This window comes from Glycomyces xiaoerkulensis, from assembly GCF_002798405.1.
Classification (GTDB): domain Bacteria; phylum Actinomycetota; class Actinomycetes; order Mycobacteriales; family Micromonosporaceae; genus Glycomyces; species Glycomyces xiaoerkulensis.
In genome coordinates this window covers 1417-27341 of the sequence record NZ_PGGV01000035.1, presented here as the reverse complement: position 1 = coordinate 27341, position 25925 = coordinate 1417, and the positions used below count along the sequence as shown (strand labels likewise).

Annotated in this window: 25 protein-coding genes, 2 pseudogenes and 1 riboswitch; of the genes and pseudogenes, 14 read left to right on the top strand and 13 right to left on the bottom strand. The window is 71.7% G+C overall.

Annotation, left to right across the window (positions count from 1 at the left end):
* Positions 1-9 precede the first annotated feature (9 nt).
* The gene (locus CUT39_RS16390) at positions 10-1431 is read right to left on the bottom strand and encodes an FAD-dependent monooxygenase (RefSeq protein WP_100448521.1); all 1422 of its coding nucleotides are present in this window, start codon (positions 1429-1431) and stop codon (positions 10-12) included.
* A gap of 15 nt (positions 1432-1446) precedes the next feature.
* Positions 1447-1824, bottom strand: a complete 378-nt coding sequence (locus CUT39_RS16385) for a DoxX family protein (protein WP_100448519.1) — start codon at positions 1822-1824, stop codon at positions 1447-1449.
* A 96-nt stretch (positions 1825-1920) separates the two neighbouring features.
* Here CUT39_RS16385 and CUT39_RS16380 point away from each other — a divergent pair, with 96 nt between their 5' ends.
* Entirely contained in the window at positions 1921-2379 is a 459-nt protein-coding gene (locus CUT39_RS16380) for a MarR family winged helix-turn-helix transcriptional regulator (protein WP_198587204.1), read from the top strand.
* Between the two features lie 82 nt (positions 2380-2461).
* Here the strand turns inward: CUT39_RS16380 and CUT39_RS16375 are convergent, their stop codons facing one another.
* The 4 genes from CUT39_RS16375 to CUT39_RS16360 all read right to left on the bottom strand — a co-directional run bounded on the left by CUT39_RS16375 (position 2462) and on the right by CUT39_RS16360 (position 7311).
* The gene (locus CUT39_RS16375) at positions 2462-3586 is read right to left on the bottom strand and encodes an alcohol dehydrogenase catalytic domain-containing protein (protein WP_100448515.1); all 1125 of its coding nucleotides are present in this window, start codon (positions 3584-3586) and stop codon (positions 2462-2464) included.
* 36 nt (positions 3587-3622) lie between these two features.
* Entirely contained in the window at positions 3623-4384 is a 762-nt protein-coding gene (locus CUT39_RS16370) for a DeoR/GlpR family DNA-binding transcription regulator (protein WP_100448513.1), read from the bottom strand.
* 196 nt (positions 4385-4580) lie between these two features.
* Positions 4581-5372 (bottom strand): inositol monophosphatase family protein, encoded by a 792-nt coding sequence (locus CUT39_RS16365; RefSeq protein ID WP_100448511.1) that lies wholly within the window; start codon positions 5370-5372, stop codon positions 4581-4583.
* 55 nt (positions 5373-5427) lie between these two features.
* Entirely contained in the window at positions 5428-7311 is a 1884-nt protein-coding gene (locus CUT39_RS16360; RefSeq protein WP_100448509.1) for a glycoside hydrolase family 127 protein, read from the bottom strand.
* A 202-nt stretch (positions 7312-7513) separates the two neighbouring features.
* Between CUT39_RS16360 and CUT39_RS16355 the strand changes: the two genes are divergently transcribed.
* On the top strand, positions 7514-8542 hold the full coding sequence (locus tag CUT39_RS16355) for a LacI family DNA-binding transcriptional regulator (protein ID WP_100448507.1): 1029 nt from the start codon (positions 7514-7516) through the stop codon (positions 8540-8542).
* On the opposite strand, the gene CUT39_RS16350 is transcribed toward CUT39_RS16355, so the two are convergent.
* On the bottom strand, positions 8539-9111 hold the full coding sequence (locus CUT39_RS16350; protein ID WP_269799172.1) for a DNA-3-methyladenine glycosylase I: 573 nt from the start codon (positions 9109-9111) through the stop codon (positions 8539-8541). The genes CUT39_RS16355 and CUT39_RS16350 overlap by 4 nt on opposite strands.
* Before the next feature lie 240 nt (positions 9112-9351).
* Between CUT39_RS16350 and CUT39_RS16345 the strand changes: the two genes are divergently transcribed.
* The 6 genes and pseudogenes from CUT39_RS16345 (at position 9352) to CUT39_RS16320 (ending at position 14291) form a co-directional block, all read left to right on the top strand.
* Positions 9352-10656: a cytochrome P450 gene (locus CUT39_RS16345; protein ID WP_100448505.1), complete on the top strand. Its 1305-nt coding sequence runs from the start codon at positions 9352-9354 to the stop codon at positions 10654-10656.
* A gap of 130 nt (positions 10657-10786) precedes the next feature.
* Positions 10787-10999 (top strand): annotated as a pseudogene (locus tag CUT39_RS16340) (SAM-dependent methyltransferase); the annotation flags it as partial.
* Between the two features lie 48 nt (positions 11000-11047).
* Complete coding sequence (locus CUT39_RS16335) at positions 11048-11617, top strand: IS607 family transposase (protein WP_100448503.1); 570 nt, start codon at positions 11048-11050, stop codon at positions 11615-11617.
* On the top strand, positions 11610-13064 hold the full coding sequence (gene tnpB, locus CUT39_RS16330; protein WP_100448501.1) for an IS607 family element RNA-guided endonuclease TnpB: 1455 nt from the start codon (positions 11610-11612) through the stop codon (positions 13062-13064). Before CUT39_RS16335 ends, tnpB begins: the two co-directional genes overlap by 8 nt.
* A gap of 9 nt (positions 13065-13073) precedes the next feature.
* Positions 13074-13748 (top strand): annotated as a pseudogene (locus tag CUT39_RS16325) (class I SAM-dependent methyltransferase); the annotation flags it as partial.
* Between the two features lie 90 nt (positions 13749-13838).
* Positions 13839-14291 carry an SRPBCC family protein gene (locus tag CUT39_RS16320; protein WP_100448497.1) on the top strand — a complete coding sequence of 151 codons (453 nt, stop codon included), beginning with the start codon at positions 13839-13841 and terminating at the stop codon, positions 14289-14291.
* Between the two features lie 51 nt (positions 14292-14342).
* Here the strand turns inward: CUT39_RS16320 and CUT39_RS16315 are convergent, their stop codons facing one another.
* Genes CUT39_RS16315 through CUT39_RS16305 form a run of 3 tightly spaced genes read right to left on the bottom strand, consistent with a single transcriptional unit; the run spans position 14343 to position 17191 of the window.
* Positions 14343-15140, bottom strand: coding sequence for an energy-coupling factor transporter transmembrane component T family protein (locus CUT39_RS16315; protein ID WP_100448495.1), 798 nt, complete (start codon positions 15138-15140; stop codon positions 14343-14345).
* Entirely contained in the window at positions 15134-16576 is a 1443-nt protein-coding gene (locus CUT39_RS16310) for an ABC transporter ATP-binding protein (protein WP_100448493.1), read from the bottom strand. Before CUT39_RS16310 ends, CUT39_RS16315 begins: the two co-directional genes overlap by 7 nt.
* 6 nt (positions 16577-16582) lie before the next feature.
* A complete protein-coding gene (locus tag CUT39_RS16305) occupies positions 16583-17191 on the bottom strand; it encodes an ECF transporter S component (protein ID WP_100448491.1) in 609 nt (202 codons plus the stop codon).
* A 37-nt stretch (positions 17192-17228) separates the two neighbouring features.
* Positions 17229-17331: riboswitch (TPP riboswitch) on the bottom strand.
* 88 nt (positions 17332-17419) lie between these two features.
* Between CUT39_RS16305 and CUT39_RS16300 the strand changes: the two genes are divergently transcribed.
* Positions 17420-17761 (top strand): MGMT family protein, encoded by a 342-nt coding sequence (locus tag CUT39_RS16300; protein ID WP_100448489.1) that lies wholly within the window; start codon positions 17420-17422, stop codon positions 17759-17761.
* Here CUT39_RS16300 and CUT39_RS16295 read toward each other — a convergent pair whose 3' ends face one another.
* Positions 17762-18343 (bottom strand): DUF1349 domain-containing protein, encoded by a 582-nt coding sequence (locus tag CUT39_RS16295; protein ID WP_100448487.1) that lies wholly within the window; start codon positions 18341-18343, stop codon positions 17762-17764.
* A 57-nt stretch (positions 18344-18400) separates the two neighbouring features.
* On the opposite strand from CUT39_RS16295, the gene CUT39_RS16290 reads away from it, so the two are divergent.
* Positions 18401-20533, top strand: coding sequence for a RecQ family ATP-dependent DNA helicase (locus CUT39_RS16290; RefSeq protein WP_232805793.1), 2133 nt, complete (start codon positions 18401-18403; stop codon positions 20531-20533).
* A gap of 51 nt (positions 20534-20584) precedes the next feature.
* Here the strand turns inward: CUT39_RS16290 and CUT39_RS16285 are convergent, their stop codons facing one another.
* Positions 20585-21370, bottom strand: a complete 786-nt coding sequence (locus CUT39_RS16285) for an SGNH/GDSL hydrolase family protein (RefSeq protein WP_100448485.1) — start codon at positions 21368-21370, stop codon at positions 20585-20587.
* Positions 21371-21577: 207 nt separating this feature from the next.
* On the opposite strand from CUT39_RS16285, the gene CUT39_RS16280 reads away from it, so the two are divergent.
* On the top strand, positions 21578-22138 hold the full coding sequence (locus CUT39_RS16280; protein WP_100448483.1) for a hypothetical protein: 561 nt from the start codon (positions 21578-21580) through the stop codon (positions 22136-22138).
* Here CUT39_RS16280 and CUT39_RS16275 read toward each other — a convergent pair.
* Positions 22077-23021, bottom strand: a complete 945-nt coding sequence (locus CUT39_RS16275) for a DMT family transporter (protein WP_100448481.1) — start codon at positions 23019-23021, stop codon at positions 22077-22079. The genes CUT39_RS16280 and CUT39_RS16275 overlap by 62 nt on opposite strands.
* Before the next feature lie 126 nt (positions 23022-23147).
* Between CUT39_RS16275 and CUT39_RS16270 the strand changes: the two genes are divergently transcribed.
* From CUT39_RS16270 to CUT39_RS16260, 3 genes are all read left to right on the top strand, one after another.
* Complete coding sequence (locus CUT39_RS16270) at positions 23148-23777, top strand: hypothetical protein (RefSeq protein ID WP_157930753.1); 630 nt, start codon at positions 23148-23150, stop codon at positions 23775-23777.
* A gap of 96 nt (positions 23778-23873) precedes the next feature.
* The gene (locus CUT39_RS16265) at positions 23874-25076 is read left to right on the top strand and encodes a sulfotransferase family protein (RefSeq protein WP_100448549.1); all 1203 of its coding nucleotides are present in this window, start codon (positions 23874-23876) and stop codon (positions 25074-25076) included.
* 51 nt (positions 25077-25127) lie between these two features.
* Complete coding sequence (locus CUT39_RS16260) at positions 25128-25772, top strand: VOC family protein (RefSeq protein ID WP_100448477.1); 645 nt, start codon at positions 25128-25130, stop codon at positions 25770-25772.
* Positions 25773-25925 lie beyond the last annotated feature (153 nt).

The following is a 25925-nucleotide window of genomic DNA, read 5'->3' as shown; positions in this document are numbered from 1 at the left end:
AAACCGGGGCTAGGAGGCGGGATCGCCGCACCAGGTCCGCAGCGCCGACTCGATCGCGCTGCGCTCGGGCGGACCGGACCAGGCGGCGTGGCCGTCGGGCCGGACGAGGAGAGCCCGCCCGTCCTCCCCGGGCAGGAAGTCCACGCGGTCGTCCCATCCGGGAACCGCGGCGGCCCCGAGGAGTGCGAACCGGCCTGCCCGCAGGTGCTCGAACAGGCGGGTCCCGTCGTCGAAGCGCCGGTCGGGCACGCGGGTGCCCACGATCCGATCCTCGCCGCGGAGCCGGCCGTAGGCGATGCCGAGTCCGGAGACCTGCATGGTCGCTCTTCTGGTGACGGCGGCCGAGGCCAGGATCATCGGTGCCACGGCGTCGCGCACGGCGACGGCCGTCCGGGAGCGCGCGGTCGCGATGCGGGCCATGCGCCCGCTGGACTTCAGCACCGCCGCCCCGACCGGGTGCCGGTCGGCGTGGTAGTGCTCGAGCACGGCGGGGTCGGCGCCGCGGGCTACCGAGGCGAGCCGCCAGGACAGGTTGGCGGCGTCCTGCAGTCCGGTGTTCATGCCCTGGCCTCCGACGGGCGTGTGGCAGTGGGCGGCGTCCCCGGCGAGCAGGACGCGGCCGACCCGGTATTCGGGGACCTGGCGCTCGTCGGAGTGGAAGCGGGAGATCCAGCGCGGCGCGTGCATTCCGTAGTCGGTGCCGAAGGCCTGCCTTGCGGCGGCGGCGATCTGCTCCAGCCGCAGCGGGGCGTCGTCGGCCGCCTGATCGGCTCGGCTCCAGGCGGTGATCCGCCAGTAGCCGTCGCCGAAGGGGGCGATGAAGGCGAATCCGTGCCGGTTGGTGCGGACGACCGGTTTCGCCGGCGGGTCGGTCAGCTCGACGTCGGCGAGCATGATCCCCTCCATCACCGGGCCGCCCGGGAACGGCAGGCCGACCAGGTCGCGGACGGTGGAGTGGACGCCGTCGCAGCCTGCGACGTAGTCGGCGCGGAGCCGGACGGTCTCGCCTCCGGGACCGGCCGCGGTCAGGTCGACGCCGTCGCCGTCCTGGGCCAGCGCGGTGACCTCGGTGTCGTGGCGGATCGCGACGCCGAGCCGGTGGAGCCGCTCGGTCAGTACCCGCTCGACGTGGGTCTGCGAACAGATCAGGACGTACGGGAAGGCGGTCGGCAGCCGTGACAGGTCGAGTTCGGCGTTGCCGAACGCGGCGACTTTGTCCATTTTGTAGGAGGTGTGGGACAGGAGTTCCCCGGCGAGGCCGCGCATGTCGAACACCTCCATGGTGCGGGCGTGGACCCCGAAGGCCCGCGAGAGGTTCGAGCGGCCCGCCGGGCGCTTGTCGAGGACGGTGACCTCGAGCCCGGCCTCGGCGAGGTCGCCGGCCAGCAGGAGTCCGGTGGGTCCGGCGCCGACGACGATGATGGACGTCATGGTGTTTCCTTCCGATCAGAGCGGGTAGGGGCCGAGGCGGCCCCAGGCGACGAAGGCGGCCGACGTCAGCAGGACGAGGTTGACCGAGATCGTTCGCGGCTCGCCGCGGCGCAGGTGGACGATGGCGGCCCCGGCCATGAGGGCCGCGATACCGGAGGCGGCCCAAGCGGTGAGAGCGGGCACGATGTCGAGCAGGGCCGGCAGCACGAGACCGGCCGCGCCGGCCGCTTCGAGCGCGCCGATGGTCTTGACGGCCGGTCCCGGAAAGTCCTCGACCCAGCCCATGCCTTCGCGTTCGGCGAGTGCGGCCTTGGGGCGGGCGACCTTCATCAGGCCGACGACGGCGAACAGCGCGGCCAGTACGGAGGCCGCGGTCCAGAGGGCGGTGTTCATCGGGATCCTTTCGCCGATGCGGAGAATATAGTTTCCATGGCAACCATTAGAACACAACTTGGTTTCCATGACAACTACCTTGGTAGGATGACGCCCGTGGATCCATCGGAATCTCTCGACGAACGCGAGCGGCGCGCCTGGTCGGCCTTTGTCGCCATGCGGCGCGACCTGGAGGCCGCACTCGCCCGCGGGCTCGCCCGCGACGGACTGTCCGTCAGCGACTTCGAAGTCCTCGCCCGCCTCGACGGGGTACCCGGTCGCGAGATGCGCGCACGCGATCTGGCGGCCGCGATCGGATGGGACAAGGCGCGACTGTCCAAGCATGTCGCCCGCATGGCCGGGCGCGGGCTCGTCGAGCGGCGCGAGGCCGCCGAGGACGGGCGCGGTCAAGTCGTGACGCTCACCACGCATGGGGAGCAGGTCATGGCCACCGCGGCGCCGAACCACGCCGCCGCGGTCCGGCGCCACTTCTTCAGCTTGATCGAACCCGACGAGCTCGACGTCCTCGAACGCGTCATGGAGCGGATCAACGCCCACGCGGCCGAGACTTCCTGATCGGTCGGGTACCCGCCGCGAGGCGGTGGCCGGCTCCGCAGCGTTCGCATTCGGGCACCGGGACCGGAGCCCGCGGCGGGCCTTACCCCAGTAGGCGCACTTCGCGTCCGGACCGGCGGGCGCGCTCGAGCTCATAGCCCCAGATCGTCGACGACCCGGGGGCACTCGATGCCGTTCGCGATTCCGCGGCCGGGACGTCCCGGCCGCGCAGGTCCGGGACAGCCGGCGCGAGGTGCGCCCTGCGGACCCCGCCGGACCGGAATGCGGCCATCGCCGCAGCGTACCGGTCGAGCGGGTAGATGTGGCTGGTGAGCACCTCGGCGCGGACCAGGCCGGATCCGAACAGCTCGGCAGCCCGATCGAAACCGTCCAGAACCCCGATCGAACCGGTGATGGTGATCTCCCGGTCCCGGATCCGATACGGCTCGATCTCGACGCTGACGTCGTGCGCCGAGGATCCGAACTGGAGGAAGGTGCCGCCCCGGCCGACCCGGGCCAATCCGTCGTGGATGGCGGCCGACGCACCGGTGCAGTCGATGACGACGTCCCAGCCTCGCGGTCCGTCCAGATCGGCGGCTCCGGCGGCGGCGACGCACCCGAGCTCGCGGGCGGCCGCCCGGGCTTCGGCGCCGGGATCGACCACCGATACCGAGGCGGCGCCGGCGTGCCCGGCCAACTCGGCCATGAGCAGGCCCGTGGTCCCCGCGCCGTACACGAGGTAGTGGTCTCCCTGGCGGCGCGGCAGCGCCTCGAAGCCGCGGACGGCGAGCGCGAGCGGCTCCACCAGGGCCGCGTCCGCCGGGTCGACCGACTCGGGCAGTACCGCGCAGTTCCGGGCCGGGGCCGTCGCGTACTCGGCCGCGCCGCCGTCGCGGGTGAGGCCCGATACGGTCCGGTGCTCGCACAGATTCCCGCGCCCGCGGCGGCAGTCGTGGCACGAACCGCAGCGGGTGGTGGGGTCGACGGCCACCTGCTCGCCGACGCGCGGGGCGGTGACGTCGGCGCCGACCGCGACGACCTCCCCGGCGAACTCGTGGCCGGGGACGATCGGAGGATCGGAGACCGAGTGGTCGTCCACGAGGAGCAGGTCGGTCCGGCAGATGCCGCATGCGGCGACCGCGACGACCACCTCGTCGCGTGCGGGGGCCGGATCGGGCACCTCGACGACCTCCACTTTGCCCGGAGCGCTGACCAGTGCGGCTTTCATATTTCCTCCAGTCGGAGCGGTCGTGGACGTGCAGTCTCAAGCGCGAATGAGGCGCGCGCCGGTCGCGAGGTACGGCGCCGCCGCCTCGGCGGACAGCCCGGAGTCGGTCACCAGGACCTCGAAATCCTCGACGTTCGCGAAGCGGCAGAACGAATCGACGCCGAACTTGGTGTGGTCGGCGATGAGCACTCGCCGCAGCGAGGCCGCCAGGGCCGCGCTCTTGACGGCGGCCACCGCCGGATCGGGCGTCGTCAGACCGTGCTCGGGTGTAATGCCGTTGGTGCCGAGGAAGCACAGGTCGATCACCATGTCCCCGAGCATCCTGGTGGCCCAGTGGTCGACCGCGCCGAGCGTGCGCCTGCGGATGCGGCCGCCGATCATCAGCAGGTTGACGTTGTCCATCGCCGCGAGGATGCCGCCGGTCTGGAGCGCCGAGGTGACCACGGTCAGCGTGCGGTCGCGCGGGATGGACTCGGCCAGGAGCTGCGCGGTGGCGCCTTCGTCGACGAAGATCGATTCGGCGTCGTCGAGCAGTCCGAGCGCGGCCCCGGCGATGCGGCGGCGCTCGGCGGCCATGGTGCCGGCGCGGGCGGCCAGTTCGCCTTCGAAGCCGAGGCGTTCGACCGGGATCGCGCCGCCGTGCACTCGGCGGAGCAGTCCGTGGGATTCGAGGACCTTGAGGTCGCGCCGGATGGTCTCGGGCGCCACGCCGAGGTCCGTGGAGACGGAGGCGACGTCGAGGCTGCCGCCGTCGCGGGCCCGAGCCACCAGTTGCTGCCGTCTCTCCTCGGGGAACATCGATCCTCCTCGACCATTGACGCCCGGGTGCGACTGTTCACGCCCGTTTCTGTGAATATTGAAGGGCATTCTCGGCCTGGAGGCAAGGGTGGATATCGATTACCGCTACTCAAGTTGCGGAAGTGTTACGAACGGTCATGGTTCGGGCGCCACAGCGGGCCCATACGGGCATAAGCGGGCGTCCGGGGGCGTCGCCTCAAAGGCGGACGGCGTCGATCAAGGGAGCGTGCAGGCCCGGGGCGCAGGCCAGGACGGAGGTCGACCCCGCCCCGAAGGCGCGGCCCCGCCCGTCGGTGACCGCCCCGCCCGCCTCCTGGACGATGACCGCGCCGGCGGCCACGTCCCACAGGTTGATCCGGTCGTGGAACGTCGCGTCCAACCGGCCGGCGGCCACCCAGCACATGTCGAGCGCGGCCGAGCCGATCATCCGGATCCGCTGGACCTGCGGCACCAAGCGCCGCAGAAGCGCGAGGCGCTCGTCGTTGCGCTCGTCCGAGCCGGCCCCGACCGCGAAGTCGCCCAAGGAAACCACCGCGTCCGCCAGCCGGTCCGGGCCGGCCGGGGCGAGCGTCCGGCCGTCGAGGGTCGCGCCGCACCCGGCCGCCGCGCTGAACCACTCACCGCTCTGCGGGGCCGCCACCACCCCGACCACGGGCGTCCCGCCGCGTGTCAAGGCCAGCGAAACCGCGTGGATCGGCGAACCGCGCGCGAAGTTGACCGTGCCGTCGACCGGGTCGAGCACCCATTCGAACGGCGAGCCGGAGTCACCGCTCCGGCCGCGTTCCTCCCCCAGCAGCGGAATCTCCGGGGTCGCCTCCGACAGGAACGCCCGGATGCCGTCCTCGACGGCGAAGTCGACGTCGGTGGCGAAGTCGCGGTCGCCCTTGCCGCTGATCGACCGTTCGCCGCCCGAGGCGGCCTCGATCACCTCGACACCGGCGGCCACGGCCCGTTCGGCCGTGCCCAGGAACCCGAGCAGTTCGCTCATCCCCGCGCCTCGCTCCCCCGCTACTCCGGACGGCCACCATCTTAGGGCCGCCGCCTCATTCAGCCGGGAGCCAAACCCGCATCGCGGCCGGGCCGCGCGTGTCGCGCAGGTGGAACGGGATCAGGGGGATCTCGGCGGCCTCCCGATCCCGCTCGGGGCCCGGCGACGCCCGGTAGGGCCAGGTGTCGGGGCGGCGATGGACATGACCGGCGACGGCGACCGCGCCGTCCCGCTCGGCCGGGGCGCGCCCGGTGTCGACGGAGAGGTCGGCGATGCCGGCGCCACCGGGCAGGTCCACCGATTCGGCGCACATCACCACCGGCCCGCGTTCGACCGCGGCGCAGCCGCGGACGGCGTCGATGCGCGGGTCGGGCCGGCTCCACCTGGGCGCGACCGGCAGATCGAGCCGCACGGTGTCGCCGGCGGCGAAGTCGCGGGTGAGGTCGGCCCGCCCCGGGGCGACCGGGCGGGTCCGGCCGTCCGGGTCGGTCAGCGTCGCGCCCTCGGCCCAGGCCGGGACCCGCAGGCGCAGCGTCCACGGCCCGGCCTCGTTGCGGTCGACGGTGACGGCGACCGCGCCGTCGTCGGGGTACTCGGTCGCGACCGACACCTCGATCGGGCCGCCGGGCAGGCGCGTGGACACGTTCGCGGGCATGTACTGGTGCAGTTGGAGCCCGCCGTCGTCGACGGTCGCCACATAGGCGGCCAGGGAGGCGAACGTCCGGGCCAGGTTGGTCGGGCAGCAGGAGACGTCGAACCACGGGGCGCGGCGGCCGCCGGCGGCGCGGTGCGAGACCTCCCCGGCCACGGGATCGGGGTCGGCGGTGCGCTGGTGGAGCGGATTGGCGTAGAAGAACGCCTCGCCGCCGGGGTCGACCGCTCCGGCCAGGACGTTCCACACCGACCGCTCGATCATGTCCGCATAGGACACGTCACCGGTCGCCAGGAGCAGCCGCCAGGCGGCCATGACCGCGGCAACACTCGCGCAGGACTCGGAGTAGGCCCGGTCCGGCGGCAGCGCGAAGTCCTCGCCGATCGCCTCGTCGGTGTACTGCGACCCCAGCCCGCCGGTGATGTGGGTGCGCCTGGCCAGCGTCCGGTCCCACTGGCGGCGCAGCGCTTCCAGCAGTTCCTCGTCCCCGGTGTCGACGGCGACGTCCACCGCTCCCGAGGCGAGGTAGAACGCCCGCACCGCGTGCCCGCGCAGCACCTCGACCTCGCGGATCGGCACGTCGTCCTGGTAGTAGTGGCGCCCGAAGCCGCCTTCGGCGAGCGTGTGGCGCCCGTGCCGGTCGATGAACAGCTTCGCCTGGTCCAGGTAGCGCCGCTCACCGGTGGCCCGGGCGAATTCGGCCAGCGCGACCTCGATCTCGGCGTGGCCGCAGATCCGCTCGATGCCGCCGGGGCCGAAGGTGTCGCAGACGTGGTCGGCGACCCTGCGGGCGACCCGGACGAAGCCGTCCTCGCCCCGGGTGCGCAGGCGGGCGACGGCGGCCTGGATGAGGTGGCCGAAGCAGTACAGTTCGTGGCCCCATTCGAGGTCGCAGTAGCGGGGCCGCTGGCCGGGGCTGCCGAACATGGTGCTGAGGTACCCGTCGGGCCGCTGGGCGGCGGCGACCCGCTCGGTGAGGCGGGTGAAACGCGCTTCGAGTTCGTCCGAGCCGGTGCGGCCGATCTCCCAGGCCATGGCCTCAGCGAGCTTGTAGATCTCGGAGTCGGAGAACTCGCGGCCGGACCGTTCGAACGGCGCGCCGGCGGCGGCCTTGTCGAAGTTGTCCAGCCAACCCAGTTCCTCCAGCCAGTGCAGGCAGTGCCGGATGGTGGTCTCGGCGTTGACGCGCTGGCGGCGGCCCCAGTAGCCGCCGGTGAGGCGGGTTTCGTCGAGCCCCAGCGGGCGCAGTGCGCCGCGGACCGGCTGTACGGGTGCGGGTTTGTTCATGTTGAGGTGACTCCCGGGCGGAAAAGGTTTTCGGAGCTGGCGCCGCCGAAATGTTATGTTCCGGTCCGCCCGGTGTCAATGCGAGGGCACCGACCGGCTCGGGGACGCCGAAATCCGGTGCGGCGATCGTTCCTGCCCTCGGCTATGGTCGACGCGACGGCGCCGGAAGCGCGCGGGAGCATGGGGACGAGAGGGGGACGCGATGGCCGGACCAGCCGGTTCGCGAGGCGCTCGCGCCGCAACCCTGTCCGATGTGGCCAAGCTGGCGGGCGTATCGGTGGCCACCGCCTCGAAGGCCCTCAACGGCCGCGACCATGTCCACTCCCGGACTCGGGCCCGGGTGCTGGAGGCCGCCGCGCAACTGTCGTTCTCCCCCAATTCGCTGGCCCAGAGCCTGCTGGCCGGCCGCTCCGGCACGGTGGGACTGCTGACTTCGGACCTGGTCGGCCGGTTCAGCCTCCCGATCCTGATGGGCGCCGAGGACGCCTTCGGCGCCGGGCAGGTCTCGGTGTTCCTGTGCGACGCGCGCGGCGACGCCATCCGCGAGCGCCACCACGTCCAGGCGCTCGTCAGCCGCCGGGTCGACGGCCTGATCGTGGTCGGCAGCAGCACCGATCCCCGGCCGGCACTCGCCGACGGGGTCGACGTCCCGGTCGTCTACGCCTACGCGCCGTCCGAGGCCGCCGGGGACCTGTCGATCGTGCCCGACAACATCGGCGCCGGCCGGATGGCGATCGAGCACCTCCTCGCCTGCGGGCGCTCGAGGATCGCCCACATCAGCGGCGACCGCGACTACAGCGCCGCCCGCGACCGCGTCGCCGGCGCGGCCGGCGCCCTCGAGGAGGCCGGTCTCGAGCCGGTCGGCGAGGTCGCCTACGGCACCTGGACGGAGGGCTGGGGGCGCGCCGCCGCGGGCCTCCTGCTCGACCGGAGCCCGGAGGTCGACGCGGTGCTGTGCGGCAGCGACCAGGTGGCGCGCGGCGTGCTCGACACGCTGCGGGATCGCGGCCGGCGGGTGCCCGAGGACGTGGCGGTGATGGGCTTCGACAACTGGGAGGTCGTGGCCACCGGGTCGCGCCCGCAGTTGACCAGCGTGGACATGAACCTGGAGGAGCTCGGCCGCACCGCCGCCCGGGCCCTGTTCGACGCCATCGACGACGAGCCCGCCCGCGGGGTCCGGACCATGGACTGCCGGGTGGTCATCCGCGGTTCCACCGCTCCGCTGTCCTAGTCGGACGCCCGGTGGCAGCCCGGCAGGTGGTCGTCGACCATGCCGACCGCCTGCATCATCGCGTATGCCGTGGTCGGCCCCACGAACCGGAAGCCGCGGCGCTTGAGCGCCTTCGCCAGCGCGGTCGACTCCGGTGTGGTCGCCGGGACCCGGCCCATCGAGGCCGGCCTGGGCCGGTCTGCGGGCGCGAACGACCAGATCAGTTCGGACAGGCCGCCGTCGAGTTCGCGGGCGGCGCGGGCGTTGGCGATGGTGGCGGTGATCTTGGCGCGGTTGCGGATGATCCGCTCGTCGGAGAGCAGGCGCTCGACCTCGCGGTCGCCGAAGGCGGCGACCCGGTCGATCCGGAATCCGTCGAAGGCGGCCCGGAACCCTTCGCGCCGCTTGAGGATCGTCAGCCACGACAGCCCGGACTGGAACGCCTCCAAGCTGATCCGTTCGAACAGCGCGTCGTCGCCGCGCAGGGGCCGTCCCCATTCGTCGTCGTGGTAGGCCCGGTAGATCTCGGGCTCGGCGCCCCAGGGGCATCGCGCCAGCCCGTCGGCGCCCACGATCACGTCTTCTCCCACTCGCTGCTCCTTTCCGAGGCTCCGAGGCTACGGGCCGGTCCCGACGATCCGGCGGCGGCGCAACGGGACGCGGGTCGGAAATTCGCACGTTTGAACGCTCTGACGGTTGCGCCGACCTTCGCCCGACAGTTACGATTCGAACACAGTCGGCGAATCCCACCCGTCGGCGAGCTCTGGCCGAGTTGATCCCCACCGGCAGCTCAACATCGACGAGACCAAAGCGACCCTTTGAGGTGACATATGAATACCCGCACGGCGATTCCGACCCTCTCCGGCTCCCGCCCGGTGGTCGGGCACGCGGTGGAGCTCACCCGCGATCCGCTCGGACTCTTCATGCGCGGCCACGGCGAGCACGGCTCGATGTTCCGCATCCGGCTCCCGCTGAAGGACACCGTGGTCCTGCTCGGCACCGACCACAACAAGCTCGCCTTCGACGAGACCGACCACAAGCTGACCATCCGCACCGCCTACCCGTTCTTCCTGCGGATGTTCAGCCCCGACTTCTACTTCTTCGCCCCCTACGACGACTACAAGCAGCAGCGGGGCGTCGTCCTCCCCCGCTTCCAGGGTCGGCAGCTCGACACCTACGTCGAGGTCATGGAGGCCGAGGCCGAATCGTTCATGGAGCGGCTCGGCGAGGCCGGCGAGATCTCGGTCCCGGACGACTTCGGTCCGCTGATCATGCGGGTTGCCGCCCGGTCCTTCCTCGGGGAGCGGTTCGCCGAGACGACCACCGACTGGTTCGGGGAGTTCCAGCGGTTCTCCGAAGGCGCCGACTTCGTCACCCCGGGGTGGCTGCCGGCCCCGCACCTGCTGCGCAGCCGCGCCGCCGGCAGGCGGATCCGCGAGCGGCTCCAGCGGATCGTCGACCAGCGCCGGGCCCGGCCCGGCGACGGCGAGGACTTCCTGGACCACTTCGTCGAGGCCGAGTACGAGGACGGCACGCCGGTGCCCGACGACATTCTGCTGCACCTGATCATCATGCTGGTGTGGGCAGGCCACGAGACCACCACCGGGCAGATCTCCTGGGGGATGATCGACCTGCTGCGGCACCCCGAGGAGCTGGACCGGGCGCGCGAGGAGATCGCCGGCGCGCCCGAGGCCATGACCGCCAAGGACGTCCGGAGGCTGGAGCATCTGGGCCGGTGCCTGCACGAGTCGGAGCGGCTGCACCCGGTGGCGCCGATGATGGTTCGCAGCACCGTCGAGCCGATGGAGGTCGACGGCCGCGAGATCCCGGCCGGGTCGATGGTGATGCTCTCGCCCGCGGCGACGCACCGGCTCCCCGAGGAGTTCCCCGAGCCGAACGCCTACCGGCCCGACCGCTACGTCGAGGACCCCGGGCAGCTCCGCCGCCTGATCGGGTTCGGCGGCGGACTGCACCGGTGCCTGGGGATGCGGTTCGCCTACCTGGAGATGACCGTGGTGCTGGCCCGGCTGTTCCAGCACTACGACTTCACGCTGCTCGAACCCGATCCCCGGCCGATCCCGGGCCAGGGCGCCAAGTGGCCCGAGTCGACCCGGGTGGCCTACAAGCGGATTTAATCGCTTGCCCCCTCGGCCGGGCACTGCGATCGTGGAGCGGATGCCGCGCCGTCCCCGGACCGGGCGCGGTCATGCAGCCCCGATGCGGTCGTGATCGGAGGCAAGTCCCGGTGACACCACGGAGGCCACGATGACGAACGGCGAATGGGCCGAGCAGCGTGAGACGAACCGCGCGATGTGGGACGAGCGGGTGCCCATCCATGCCGCCAGTGACTTCTACGACCAGGACGCCTTCCGGGCCGGCCGCGACGAGATCCGCGATTTCGAGGCCGCCGAGGTCGGCGACGTGACTGGCAAGCGATTGCTGCACCTACAGTGCCACATGGGGCTGACTGCTGTTGCTGGTTGTGTAGTCATTCATAGCTGAATGTTGTCATGAATTATTGCTGTTGTGAAGCTTTCTGATTGGGCTGCGCGGCAGGGGATCGCGTATCAGACCGCGTGGCGGTGGGCCAAGAGCGGCCGACTGCCGGTGCGGGCCTATCAGGCTCCGTCGGGGACGTGGATCGTGGATGAGCCCGGGACCGCGCCCGGTCGGGCGGTGGCGTACTGCCGGGTCTCCAGTGCCGACCAGAAGGACGACCTTGACCGGCAGGCCGTCCGGGTCGTCGAGGGCGCGAATCGGCGCGGCATCGCGGTCGCCTCCGTGGTCGCCGAGATCGGGTCGGGCATGAACGGGGGCCGCGGGAAGCTCACCCGCCTGCTGTCCGATGCCGAGGCAGCCGTGATCGTGGTCGAGCACCGCGACCGGCTCACCCGGTTCGGGTTCGAGCACCTGGAGGCCGCGCTGTCGGCGCAAGGCCGGTCGGTGGTCGTGCTCAACCAGGCCGAGACCGGAGACGACCTCGTACGCGAGGTGACCGAAGTGCTCACTTCCCTGTACGCGCGCCTATACGGCCGCCGGTCGGCTAAGCGCCGCGCTGAGGCCGCTCTGCGTGCCGCCGAGGCTTCCCATGTCTAAGCCGTTCGAGCCCCGCGAAGGCTGCGTAGTCCAGGCATATCGATTCACGCTTGACCCGAACGCGGGCCAGATCGAATCGCTCGCCTCGCACTGCGGGGCCGCGCGGGAAGCCTACAACTGGGCGGTCGGGTATGTGCTCGCCGCCTGGGACCAGCGGGCGGCCGAGGAGTCGTACGGCATACCCGGGACCGAGCGCACCCCATGGCGGTCCTGGTCCCTCGCCTCGCTGCGCAGGGAATGGAATCGCGTCAAGAAGACCGACCCGCGGTATGCGTGGTGGGCCGAGAATTCGAAAGAGGCGTACAACACCGGTCTGGCCGCCGCACAGGCCGCGTTCGACAACTACACGAAATCGAAGCACGGCAAACGTGCAGGCAAACCGATGGGCGTCCCGCGTTTCAAGTCGAAGCGCCGTGCCCGGCGTTCGTGCCGGTTCACCACCGGCACCATCCGCATCGAGCCCGACCGGCGGCATGTGACGTTGCCGCGCCTGGGTGCCATCCGTACCCATGAGAAGACCGCCAAGCTCCAGCGGCGCCTGGCCAAGGGGACCGCCCGCATCCTGTCGGCCACCGTGTCCCTGCACCGGGGCCGCTGGCAGGTCGCCTTCCAAATCGAAGTCGAACGCGCCCAGACCAGACCCGCCAGGCCCGAGGCCACGATCGGCATCGACCTCGGTGTCAAACACCTGGCCGTCACCGCCGACACCGACGGGGCCGTCGACTACGTCGACAACCCGAGCCACATCGATCAGGCGTTGAAGCAACTCAGGCGCGCCTCGCGGAAGGTCTCTCGCAGGCGCGGTCCCGACCGGCGCACCAGGCAGCAGGCCTCGAGGCGGTGGATGAGGGCCAACGCCGAACGCGACCGCATCCACCACCGAGTCGCGAACCTGCGCGAGAACGCCCTCCACCAGCTCACCACGCGCATCGCCGCCGAGTACGGCACCGTGGTGGTCGAAGACCTCAACGTCGCCGGGATGCTCCGCAATCGCCGTCTCGCCCGGCGGATCGCTGACGCCGGGTTCGGCACCATCCGCCGCCACCTGGCCTACAAGACCGGGTGGAACGCGGGGAACCTGGTCGTGGCCGACCGGTGGTTCCCCTCATCGAAGACCTGCTCGGGATGCGGCGCGGTGAAAGCCAAGCTGCCGCTGCACGTCCGAGTGTTCGAATGCGACACCTGCGGCCTGCTCACCGACCGGGATGCGAACGCTGCACTCAACTTGGCCGCCCTCGCGGCGGCCTGCTCGACTGGTACCGGAGTGGCCGGAGACCAGGCAGCGCAAGCTGCGAAGCCTCGTGGAGCCGATGTAAGACCCGCCCAGCGGGCCACCGGCGTCGAAGCGGGAGACCGTCGTCAAGACACCGGGCAGCAACTCGGTGAACCTGTCACGGACCTTCCGAGCGGAAACGCCCGGAATGCTGATATCCGACTACGGAATTAGCAACGGCAGGACACGCTGTCGTGGGCGCGGCGAGGAGCGGCGAAGGTCATCGGGCTCGACTTCTCCGAGCCCGCCCTCGAGGTCGCGCGCGGCCTGGCCGCCGAGGTCGGCCTCGGGCCCGACCGGGCCGAGTTCGTGTGCTCCGACGTGTACGAGGCGGCCTCGGCCGTCCCCGAGGCGGATTACGACATCGTCTACACCAGTACCGGGGCCCTGGACTGGCTGCCCGACGTCCGCAAGTGGGCCGAGGCGGCCGCTTCGCTTGTGGCTCCGGGCGGGTTCCTCTACCTCGCCGAGTTCCACCCGTTCACCCACGTGCTCGGTGACCACAGCGGCACGGCGATCGAGCACGGCTACTTCCGGCCCGGTCCGGTCGTCGAGGACTTACCAGGCACCTACGCCGACTTCAACGCGCCGACGGTGCACAACCTGAGCTACGAGTGGATGCACACGCTCGGCGACATCGTATCCGCTGTGGCCGCGGCCGGTCTGCGCCTCGAGTTCCTCCACGAGCACGACATGACGCTGTTCCAGCGGGTCTCCGAGCTGAACGAAGGCGCGGACGGCTACTGGCGCATGCCAGAGGGACGGCCTCGCCTGCCGCTGATGTTCTCGCTCAAGGCGAGCCGGAGCCGAGTTCGATCTCGGCCCGGCAAGGCACCCGGGTACGGTCCAGCGACGTGAAAGGCGAGCGGTCGGTTGTTCCGCCGATCCGAGGTTCGCGGTGTGAGCGGGGACAGTGGTCCTGTGCGAGGGCGGCCGTACCATTCGGACATGAGGGTTCGCAGTTCACGAACAATGAACGTGCCGGTCGAAGCACTCTGGGCTTTGCTGTGCGATTCACGGATGACCGTGCCGCATCGCTCGCCGCTGTTCCGGCTCGGCCTGCCCCGGCCGGTGGAGTGTCGGCTGCCCGACGGCGACGGTGGTGTCGGACAACAGCGGGAATGCCGGGCGGAGGGCGGCTCCGTGCTCCAAGAGATCACCGTCTGGGAGCCGCCGGTCCGGCTGGAGTTCCGAATGGTGCGCACGAATCTGGTGCACCGATGGTTCTTCGACACGATCGTCGAGGAGTTCAGGCTGGCACCGGTGGACGCTTCCACCACCCGGGTCACACGGACCACCTTGGGCCGGATCAAGCCGCGGTTCTATCTGATGTGCCCGCTCTTCAAACTCGGCCTGCGCCAAGTCCACCGCTTCGTATACAGGAACTGGGCCTCGGCCTGACGCCACTGGGCCGGGAGCCACGGCGGACCAGGTGAGACGACCGCCCACGCTTCAGACCAACAGGCGGAACGTGCCGTAGGCGACGCTGACGACCACGGCCGCAGCCGAGACGGCCGCGGCGCAGGCCGAGAACAGCCAGTCGGCCGGGCGCATGCGCTGGATCCGGGCGTGGGTCCGCCGGGCACCGGAGTCGAACCCTCGGGCGTCCATGGCCGCCGCCAGCCGGCCGGCGCGGCGCATCGCTCCGACCAGGAGGGTGAACATGGTCGAGGCGAACAGCCGGGCGCGGCGCAGCGGATTGCGCCCGCCCTCCATACCGCGTGCCCGGCGCGCGGTGGTGATCTGCTGCCACTCGGCGCTGAGCAGCGGCAGCAGCCGCATGGCCGCCAGCGAACCGATCGTGAAGCGCGGCGAGGTCCGCAACTGCTGGGTCAGGGCGTCGGCCAGATCGGTCGGGTCGGTGGTGGCGAAACCGAGCACGCCCGCGGTCGCCGCCACGCACACCCGCAACCCCAGCGCCATGCCGTCGACCAGGGCGTCGGCCGTGATCTCCAACGGGCCGAACGACAGCAACTCGGCTCCGGTCTTCTCTGCGGCGAAGACCGTGTTCACCACCGCCACGGTCGCCCCGGCGAACCACAGCCACCTCAGGCGGCGCGTCAACGGCCCCAACCGGACACCGCTGAAGGGCGTCGCGACCGCCAGCGCCGCCAGCAGCAGGAGCGGAGTCAGCCAGTCGGCCGCCAGCAGCGCGGTCGTCGAGACGGCGACGACGGCGAACAGCTTCGCGATCGGGTTGGTCCGGGCGATCGGCGCGTCCCGGTCGCAGACGGGCGCGAAGGTCAGCATCGGCTCGCCTCGCCGTCGACCTCTCCGGCGCTGAGGGCGAGTTCGCGGTCGGCGAGCGCGGCGGCGAAGTCACGGTCGTGGGTGACGGCCATGACCGCGGTGCCGGCGTCGCGGATGGCGGCGGTCAGGTCGACAAGTTCGCTCCAGGTGCGGCGGTCCTGGCCGAAGGTGGGTTCGTCGAGCAGGAGCGCGTCCGGGGCGGCGGCCAGCGCGCTCGCGACAGACAGCCGTCGGGCCTCGCCGCCGGAGAGGGTGTGCGGGTTGGCTTCGGCCAGGTGGCCCAGGCGGAGGCGCTCGAGCAGTTCGGACACGCGGGCGTCGGTGCGGTCGCGGTCCCAGCCGGCGGCGTGGGGTGCGAAGGCGAGTTCGGCGCGGACGGTGGCGGTCACGAATTGGTGTTCGGGGTCTTGGAAGACCGAGCCGACGCGGGTGGCCAGGCGCTGGGCGGGGAGGCGGTGCAGCGGTCGGGCCTCGCCGGGCACGGTGGCGGTGCCCAGGTCGGGTTTGAGCAGGCCGCCGGCGAGGAGGGCGAGGGTGGACTTGCCGGATCCGTTGGGGCCGGTGACGGCGAGCATTTCGCCGGCGCGGGCGGTGAAGTCGATGCCGCGGACGGCGGGCCGGTCGGCGCCCGGGTAGGTCTTGGTGAGCCGGTCGCCTCGCAGACAGGGCCGGCCGGCGCCGTGTCCGGGGCGGGTCGGCAGGGGGATGCCCGGGACCCAAACGCCTTGGTCGGCGAGGGTGGGGCCGTGTGCGGCGAAGACGGTCTCGGGCGGGCCGTCGGCGAGGAGCCCGCCGCCGGGGTCGAGGGCGATGACGCGGTCGATGAGGTCGATGATCTCGCTGATGCGGTGCTCGACGATGACCATGGTCGCGGAGGTGTCGGCCAGTGCGGCTTTGAGGCCGCGGCGGATGGCGTCGGCGCCTTCGGGGTCGATGTTGGAGGTGGGTTCGTCGAGCAGGATCAGGCCGGGGCGGCGGGCGAGGACGCCGGCGAGGGCGAGCCGCTGCTGCTCGCCGCCGGAGAGGGCGTGGGTGGGGTGGTCGAGGGGGTAGGGAAATCCGACGGTTTCGATGGCGTGGCGGACGCGCGGCCAGATCGCCTCGGTGGGGACGGCCTGGTTCTCGAGGCCGAAGGCGACGTCGTCGCCGCTGCGGGCCATGACCAGTTGGGTTTCGGGGTCTTGGAAGAGGATGCCCGCCGCGCCGCGGCGGTCGGCCGCGTCAGTGCCGTCGAGCAGGACTTGGCCGCGCTGGTCGCCGGAGTCGGTGGTCAGCAGTCCCGCGAGCGCGGCGAGCAGGGTCGACTTGCCGGACCCGGAGGGGCCGAGCAGGAGGACCCGCTCGCCCGGTTCGATGCGCAGGTCGACGTCGGAGACGGCCGGGGAGCGGCGCCCGGCGTGGCGCCACGTGAAGCCGCGGAACCGGACCGAGATCACGGCCGCTCAGATCCGGCGGCGGTCGCGGCCGACCGGGAACCGGTCGAGCACTCCGGTGGGGAGCATGGCTTTGACCAGGGCCTTGGAGCCGAGGCCGGCGATGAGGGCGCCGGAGAGCATCGCGATGCCGACGTAGGGGACCTTGAAGGTCCACAGTCCCAGGTCGGGGTACCAGTAGTAGACGTCCCACATGGTGCCGGCGAAGCCGGCCAGGGCGCCGCCGATGACGGCGTTGAGGTGCCCGAAGTGGCGGTAGCGGCCGGCCGCGAACGGCAGCTCGCCGCCCAGGCCCTGCAGGAGCCCCTGGTAGAGGACGGTGATGCCCCACTGGGAGCCGAGGAACAGCGAGATGGAGGCGGCCAGGGCCTCGGTGAAGACGCCCGCGCCGACCTTGCGGACGATGAGCGGGGCGAGGACGGCGGGGATGAGCCAGAGGCCGTAGACGATCGCCGACAGCGGCGGGTAGAAGTTCAGGAGCGGGTCGATGCCCTCCCACACGAAGTTCCAGGCCCAGAAGACCACGCCGAAGGCGACGGCGAGGACGGCGCAGGTGACGATGTCGAGGGTGCGCCAGCGCGAGCCGGCGGCCAGGGCGGTGCTGTCGGTGGCAGGCATGGGCGTTGCCTTTCGGGTTCGCTTGGACACGACGCGACAGCGGTAGGCGACGACTCCCTACGCCGGTGTTAACCGGATCAGGTTCGAGGGTCTGCGGGCGGGCCCGCACTCTCAGCCGATCGGCTCCCCTGTCGTTCTCGACGGTAGCACCGTGCGGCGGCGCGACGGCGTGTCCGAGGCGGACCGGTGGCGAACGACGCCTCCGGGAGGGGCCGATAGGCTGCGCGGATGGCGACTGAGGAGGACTGGGAGCTGGTGCGCCGGTTGGTGGCCGCGCTGCCGGAGGGGACGTGGACCTCGTACGGGGACCTGGCCGAGCTGATCGGCACCGGGCCGCGGCAGGTGGGGGCGTACATGCGGGACGGGGACGTCCCGGGCGCCTACCGGGTGCTGACCGCGCGCGGCACGGTCTCGGAGGGGTTCCGCTGGTCGGACGGCCGCCCCGGCGACGAAGTGCCCGATCTGCTGCGCGAGGACGGCGTGAAGGTCGACGCGCGGGGCGTGGCCGATCGGGATCAGCGGATGTACGTCTACGACCTGCATCTGCTGTCGATGGAGCTCGACGATTGACTAGTGCGCGGCCGTGTCGGGTTCGGTGAGCCGCCAGGATCCGAAGGAGACGGTCAGGCCGGCGCGGGCGGGCGCGCAGCAGAACGGCCCGGCCTTGGCTTCGGCGGCGGGGTCGAGCGGGGCGAGGCGGACCAGCCGCCACGGCTCGTCGTCGGCCTTGGCGCGCACGATCACCGAGTCGGCCACCCGGGAGGCCCGGACGGTGACCTCGCGTCCGGCCCATTCGGGGACCGGAGCGCTCGACCAGTCGGAGTTGCCGTCGGTCACCACCGCGCCGACCTGGAGGACGCCGTCGGCGAATTCGAGTCCGGTCTTGATCCAGTGTTCGTCGCCGACGCTGATGAACAGGCCGGCCTGGTCGAACTGCTCGGAGAAGTCGGCGGTGAGGGCGACCTCGACGGCGTGCTCTCGGTCCCAGTCCTCCAGCAGCGCGTGCTCGCTGCCGTGGACGATGCCGTAGCAGGTGTGCCGCCAGGCGTCGCTTCCTTCGACCGCCGTCACCTCCAGGCGGCCGTCGGCCTCCTTCGCGGCGGCCGGCAGGGTGGTCCAGGTTCCCGATTTCCACGGCACTTCGATACTCACGCCTCAGAAGCCTACTGGTGGTGCGGGTTGTCGCGCCAGGCCTGTAGAAAGGTTGGCATGTCGGGAACCGGGAAGACCATGGAGTCGGCCTCGCGGGACGAGGCCGAGGCGCTGCTGCGGGCGCTGGCCGGGGACGGGGCGCGGCTGCGGGACGATCAGTGGCGGGCGATCGAGGCGCTGTGCGACGGCTCCGGCAGGCGGGTGCTGCTGGTGCAGCGCACCGGCTTCGGCAAGTCGGCGGTGTATTTCGTGGCCACGGCGCTGCTGCGGCGGCGGGGTGCGGCGGGCGGGGCGACGGGTGCGGGCCCCACGGTGATCGTGTCGCCGCTGCTGGCGTTGATGCGCAACCAGATCGAGGCGGCCGAGCGGGCCGGGGTCCGGGCCCGCACGATCAACTCCGCGAACCCGGAGGAATGGGACGAGGTCACCGAGGCGATCGCGGCCGATCGGGTCGACGTGCTGCTGATCAGCCCCGAGCGTCTCAACAGTCCGGCGTTCAGGGACCACTGGCTGCCGAAGCTGGCCGCCGGCTGCGGGATGCTGGTGGTCGACGAGGCGCACTGCATCTCCGACTGGGGGCACGACTTCCGGCCCGACTACCGGCGCATCGCCACCTTCATCGACGCCCTGCCCGGTTCGGTGCCGGTGCTGGCCACGACCGCGACCGCGAACGCGCGGGTGAGCGAGGACGTGGCCGAGCAGTTGGAGCATGCGGGTGCGGAGACGCTGGTGCTGCGGGGCAGTCTGGACCGGGAGTCGCTGCGGCTGTCCGTGGTCGACCTGCCCGACAACGCCCACCGCATGGCCTGGCTCGACCAGCGGCTCGCCGAGCTGCCGGGTTCGGGCATCGTCTACACGCTGACGGTGGCCGCCGCCGAGGAGGTCGCCGAGTACCTGACCGGGCGCGGCTACGCGGTCGCCTCCTACACCGGCCGCACCGACAACGCCGAGCGGCTGGCGCGCGAGGAGGCCCTGCTGGGCAACGAGCTCAAGGCGCTGGTGGCCACCAGCGCGCTCGGCATGGGTTTCGACAAGCCCGATCTGGGTTTCGTGGTGCATCTGGGGGCGCCGTCGTCGCCGGTGGCGTACTACCAGCAGATCGGCCGCGCCGGTCGGGCGCGCGAGCGCGCCGAGGTGATCCTCCTGCCCGGCCGTGAGGACCGCGCCGTCTGGGAGTACTTCGGGTCGCTGTCGTTCCCGGCCGAGGGCGCCGTGCGCCGGACGTTGGAGGTGCTGGCCGAGGCCGGGGGGCCGATGTCGACCGCGGCGCTGGAGACGCGCGTCGACCTGCGGCGCACCCGCCTGGAGATGATGCTGAAGGTTCTCGACGTCGACGGCGCGGTCCGGCGGGTCAAGGGCGGCTGGGAGGCCACCGGCAGGCCGTGGCGCTACGACGCCGACCGGTACGCGAAGGTCGCGGCCACCAGGGAGCACGAGCAGCGGCGGATGCTCGCCTACCAGGCCACCGGGGACTGCCGGCTGGCGTTCCTGCGCACCGAGCTGGACGACCCGGGTTCGGAGCGGTGCGGGCGCTGCGACAACTGTACCGGCGAGCGGGTCGAGTCGGCGCTCGCCGAGGAGGTCGTGGGCGAGGCCGCGGCGGCGCTGTCGCGTCCGGGCGTGGTCTTCGGGGCGAAGCGGATGTGGCCGACCGGCCTGCCGGCGATCGGGATCGACCTGAAGGGCCGGATCCCGGCCGGCGAGGGCGCCGAGGACGGCCGGGCGCTGGCGCGGCTGTCCGACATCGGCTGGGGCGGTCCGCTGCGGCGGCTGCTGGCCGACGGGGCCGACCGGGAGGTCCCCGAGGACGTGTTCGGGGCGGTGGTGCGGGTGCTGGCGGCCTGGGAGTGGTCTGAGCGGCCCTCGGCGGTGGTGTCGATGGGTTCGCTGACGCGGCCGCGGCTGGTGGACGGCCTGGCCGAGCGGCTGGCGGCCCTCGGGCGTATGGACTACCTCGGTGCGCTGGGGCGGCCGCCGGGCGCGGCGCCCGAGCCGCGGCGGGCCAACAGCGCGCAGCGGCTCCGGCAGGTCCTCGAGCGGTTCACCGTGGATTTCGCGGTGCCGGAGGGCAGCGTGCTGCTGGTCGACGACGTGCGCGACAGCGGTTGGTCGCTGACGGCGGCGGCCAGGCGGTTGCGTCTGGCCGGGGCGACGGCCGTCTACCCGATGGTCCTCGCCCTGCAGGGTTGAGCATGGCGGTGCCCGGCGGCCGATCCGGCCGCCGGGCACCCCGGGTGCGGTTCAGAGCCGGTCGGCCAGCGCCGGATAGTAGCCGCCGGAGTGTCCGGCGGCGTTCGGGTGGTAGGACTCGCCGATCGGGAAGGTGAGACCGTTGATCCACTCCGGAGTGTCGCAGACGGCGTGGTCGTCGAACCGGTCGCGGACGTCGACGTAGGTGAAGCCCGCCGAGGCGGCGGCGCTCTCGATCACGCCGGAGAGCAGGTCGGCGCCCTGGTTCATGCGCTCCTGCTCGGCGATGCTGATGAGCCCGAACGCGTCGCAGGTGTCGTGGGCGCCGAACAGGCGCGGGTACCCCAGGACGTACACGTCGGCGCCGGGGGCCCGGGAGTCGATCTCGCCGTAGACGGCGGCGAGCCGTCCGGGCAGCTCTTCGGTGGCTTTGCGCTCGGCCTCCTCGATGTCGCCGGTGCAGTCGTGGGTGGGGGCCATGCAGGAGATGACCGCGTCGACCCAGCCGATGTCGTTGCCGCCGATGGTGACCGACACCAGGTCGGTCCCTTCGTCGAGGCCGTCGAGCTGGTCGGCGAGCAGGTCGTCGGTGGTGGCGCCGGAGCAGGCGGCGAAGTCGAGGTTCAGGCCGTGGTCGGCGGCGATCAGCGACGGGTAGGCCAGGTCCGAGCGCTGGCAGCCGGAGTCGGTATAGGAGCCGGTGCCGGTTCCGGAGGAGTAGGAGTCGCCGAGGGCGGCGTAGTCGACCGGTTCCTGGGCGTGGGCGGCGGTCGCCGGGAGGAGGGACAGGGCCAGCGAGGCGACGGCGATCGCGGCCGTGCGTCGGTTGGTTCGCATGGGCGGCAGCTCCGTTTCAGGTTGTGAACGACGGGCGTGACCATATAGATAACCAGTCGGTAACATTCGCGGAAATGCCGGAACGGTACATGTCGGGAAATTGACCACCAGACTTCGCTCATTCCGCCACACCGGTCGCATCCGGCGCATACGCCCCGGATCGGCGAAGCCGATCCGCCCGTGCCGCCGCTCCCTTAGGCTGGCGGCATGAGCGGATCCCCCGCGCGCCGCCGCGAGACCATGTCGGACCAGGCCCTCATCGAGGGCACCGGCGCCGACTGGAAGACGTGGCTGGCGATCCTCGACGAGCGGGACGCCACCTCGCTGAAGCACGCCGCGATCGCAGGCCTGGTGGCGAAGGAGTACGGCGTCGACGGCTGGTGGGCCCAGTCCATCGCCGTCGGTTACGAGCAGGAGCGAGGCATGCGCGAGCCCGGGCAGCGCTCCGACGGGACCTACGAGGCCTCCGCGTCCAAGACCCTCCCGGTCGACGCCGCTTCCGCCTTCGAGTGGGTCGCCGACCCCGACCGCCGGCGCATCTGGCTCGACGACCTCGAGCTGTCCCAGCGGACCGCGTCGCCGCCGAAGTCGGTCCGCTTCGACTCCTCCGACGGCCGCCGGGCGCAGTTCACCTTCGAGCCCCGGGCCGAGCGCAAGACCGCCGTGGCCGTCCAGGTCGGCAAGCTCGCCTCGGCCGAGGAGGCCGCTAACGTGAAGGCGGCGTGGAAGGCGCGACTGGCTCGGCTGGCGGCGGCGATCCCCCGCTGACCCGGGGCCCCGCCTTGCCGCGCGACCGCGCGATCGCCACCCCGAGCAGGCACAGGACGCCGCCGCCGAGGGTCAGCCACGCGGGCACCTCCGACAGGAACAGCCACGACATGAGCACCACCAGCGCCGGGATGATGTACGTGGTCGCGCCCATCCGGCCGGCGGTGGTGTACTTCAGGGCGTAGCCCCAGCTCAAGAACGCCAGTGCGGTCGGGACCAGGCCGAGGTAGAGCACGTGGAGCGTGGCCGCCGAGGGCGCGGCGTCCAATTGGGAGAACAGCCTCGGCGCGAACGGCAGGAACAAGACCGCCGCTACGGCGTTGCCGAAGGCGGTGAACTGGAGCGAGGTGGCGTGGCGGAGCGTCGGCTTCTGCACCACGACGCTGATCGCGTATGTGACCGCCGAGACCACGCAGAGCAGGACGCCGAAGACGGACCTGCCGGTGTCCTGGGACATCGACAGGCTCACGACCGCGACGCCGGCGAAGGAGACGGCGATGCCGACGAACAGGCGCGGGGCGAAGCCCTCCCGGAGGAGCCAGCCGCCGAGCAGCGCGATCAGGATCGGGCCGATGTTCACCACCAGCGCGGCGGTGCCGGCGTCGACCAGTTGCTCGCCCCAGTTGAGGGCGAACATGTACACGCCGAACCAGAGCACGCCGGCCGTGACGATGCCCGGCCAGGCGCGCCGGCCGGGCAGGCCTTCGCGGCGGACGCCCCAGATCAGCAGCAGTACGACCGCGGCGATGCCCGAGCGGCCGAGGGTGACCGGGCCCGGGTCCACGTGCTGGACGACATAGCGGATCGACACGAACGCTGAGGACCACAGCAGGACCGTGAGGCCGGCCGCCGCAGCCGCCCGGGCGTTGAATGTCTGGCTCATGCGGTGAGAGGGCTTTCTCCAGTTGGGGTGCGGTGCCGGTGCGGCGCCGCCGTAAACCTAGCACCGGGTGCCGACGGGACGGAACCGGAATTCCCTCCCGGGCGTCGTAGGGGTATGACGAGAAGAATGACGCTTTTGCGAATCGCGCCCGCCGCCGCTCTGCTCGCCGCCGCGGCCTGCGGGGCGGGCGAGGACGCCGACGACGACCGCCCGGCCGGCGGCCCCGGCCCGAACGGCTCCGGCGCCACCGTCTACCAGGGCGCGCTGACGGTGATCGAGACCCCCGACCACGGCCCGCAACTGGCCGGGGCCCTCGCCGAGTCCTACCCGCCGCAGGGCGGCGGGCTCGACGTCGAAGGCTGGGACTGGGACGAGGTCGAACACGAGTCGTCCCAGGGCACCAGTTGGGGCGACTACCTCGTGACCGGCACGTTCGACGGCGAGGCGTTCGTGCTGACCGAAGACCCGGTCCACGCCGACGAGGTCGACATGGCCGACTACCCGCACCTGCAGTACACCGAACCGGACATCGACCCTCCGGCCGAGGAGCTGGGCGCCGAGGAACTGGACGGGGTCTACGGGGACCTCTCCGAACGGTTCCCGGCGCTGGTCCTGGGCGGCTGGGTCGACCAGGACCAGCCGGTGGCGGTGGTCGAGGTGGTGCTGGTTACCCCCGAGTTGGCCGAGCACGTGCAGCGGTCCTACCCCGAAGGCGCGGTCGTGCTGGTGCCGATGCTCGAACCGGTATCCGAGTAGCCGGGGACGGGGCTCCCTTGGGTCCGGCCGGTGGACCGCGCTCGCCGATTGTGCGAGAATGACGCGATCCACCTCGGACCCAAGGAGCAGACCCTCGTGCGCCGCAAGTCAGCCACCACCACCGTCCTCAATGCGCTGCTCAAGCCGGCATCGGCGGGCCGGCGGCACCCCGATCGGGCCTTCGACGGGATCGTAGAACGGGCCGAGCGGCGCACCGGCGGCGACGCCGCCGCCGTCCCCGAGTTCGTCGAGGACTTCAGGTTCCTGGTCCGCAGCTTCGTCGACGGCACGGGCCTGAGCCCGATGGGCTGGCAGAGCGTGGTGTCCGACATCGGCAGCCGCCTGGAGAACCGGCTGCGCGTCCACCGGCTCATCGCCGAGCATCCCGAGATCGCCGACGAGCCGATCGAGCGGCCGGTCTTCATCGTGGGGCTGCCCCGCACCGCCACCACGTTGGCCCACAACATCATCGCCCAGTCCGACGGGCACCGCGGACCGAAGCTCTGGGAATGGTTCTTCACCGACATCGATCGCGGCGAGGACGTGGAGCGGGGCCACATCAAGGACACCCGGCGCATGGTCGGCACCTTCATGCGGCTGGCACCGGCGTTCAAGGTCATCCACCCCCTCGACGCCGAGAAGCCCGACGAGTGCAACTACCTGCTGCCGCACGGCAGTACCCATCTGGCCCGGGTGCTCATGCCCGAGTACTTCGAGTGGACGAAGGAACGCGACTGGCTGCCCGACTACGAGTACCTCAGGCAGGCGCTCCAGGTGCTCCAGTACGGGCGCGAACGCAAGCGGTGGATCCTGAAGTCCCCGCTTCATCTCGAGCACCTCCCGGAGCTGCTGAAGGTGTTCCCCGGGGCGACGATCGTGTGGACCCACCGGGACCCGGTCACCGTGCTCGGGTCGCTGTGCTCGATGGTCGAGACCACGCAGTTGCTCCACGTGCGCAAGCCGGACCTGCACGGCATCGGCCGGATGTGGCTGGACATCCAGTCGGCGGCGATCGAGCGGGCCCGGGCCGCGCGCGTGGCCGGCCCGCGCGAGGCGTTCGTGGACGTGCCCTACACGTGGCTGGCGGCCGAGCCGCACGAGAAGGTGCCGAAGCTCTACGAGATGCTGGGCGCGCGGTGGACCGACAAGGACGCCGGGAACCTCGACAACGTCCTGGCTCGCCCCGGCATCGGCCGGCAGCACGAGTACGAGCTGGCCCGCTACGGCCTGACGCCCACCGACGTCGAAGAGGCCTTCGGCGACTACGCCGGCATGGTCCAGGCGATGCGGTTCAACTAGCCGGGGACCGTTCGGCGGTGGCGCGGCTGAGTCGTGGCCTATCGTCAGGGCATGTCGCAGAGCACTACTCGCCTTGGGGCACGGCAGATCGACCTGGCCGATTGGCGGTGGGTACTGGGGGCGCTACGCGCCCGGTTCGATACCGGTTCGTTCGCGGCCGGTGCCGAGTTCGTCGCGGCGGCCGGGCGGATCTGCGATGCGGCCGGCCCGCACCCCGAGGTCGACCTACGTGCACGGCACATCCGGCTCGCGCTGCGCAGTGACGACCTCGGAGGGGTCACCGAACGGGAGGTCCGGCTCGCCGAGCGGCTCAGTGCTCTCGCCTCCGAACAGGGACTGGACCCGCGCCCGGACCGGTTGCAGGAGCTGGAACTCGCCCTGGACACGCCCGCGTCGGAAGCCGTACGGCCGTTCTGGGCGGCCGTCCTCGGCGGTGGCGAGGCAGGCGGCGAGATCCTCGACCCGGCCGGACGGCTCCCGCCGTTGTGGTTCCAGGCGACCGACTCGACCGCGCCCGATCGGCAGCGGTTCCACCTCGACGTCACGGTCCCGCCGGAGGTCGCCGACCGGCGGATCGCGGCGGCGGTCGCCGCGGGCGGACGCGTGGTGGACGAAAGCCGGGCCCCCGCCTTCGTCGTGGTGGCCGACCCCGACGGCAACAAGGCCTGCATCTGCACCGAGCTAGGGCGCGAGTGAACCGTTCAGATTCTGTGTTGTTTTGTGACAGAACCTGATCCTAATAGGATTGACCAGCCGCGGTGGCTGGTCTTCCCGCAGCGGTACCACTGCCAGCGGGGCTGGTCTTGTGTGGTTTCTGTCGGGCGTTGGTGACGTGGCCCGGCGACTCCA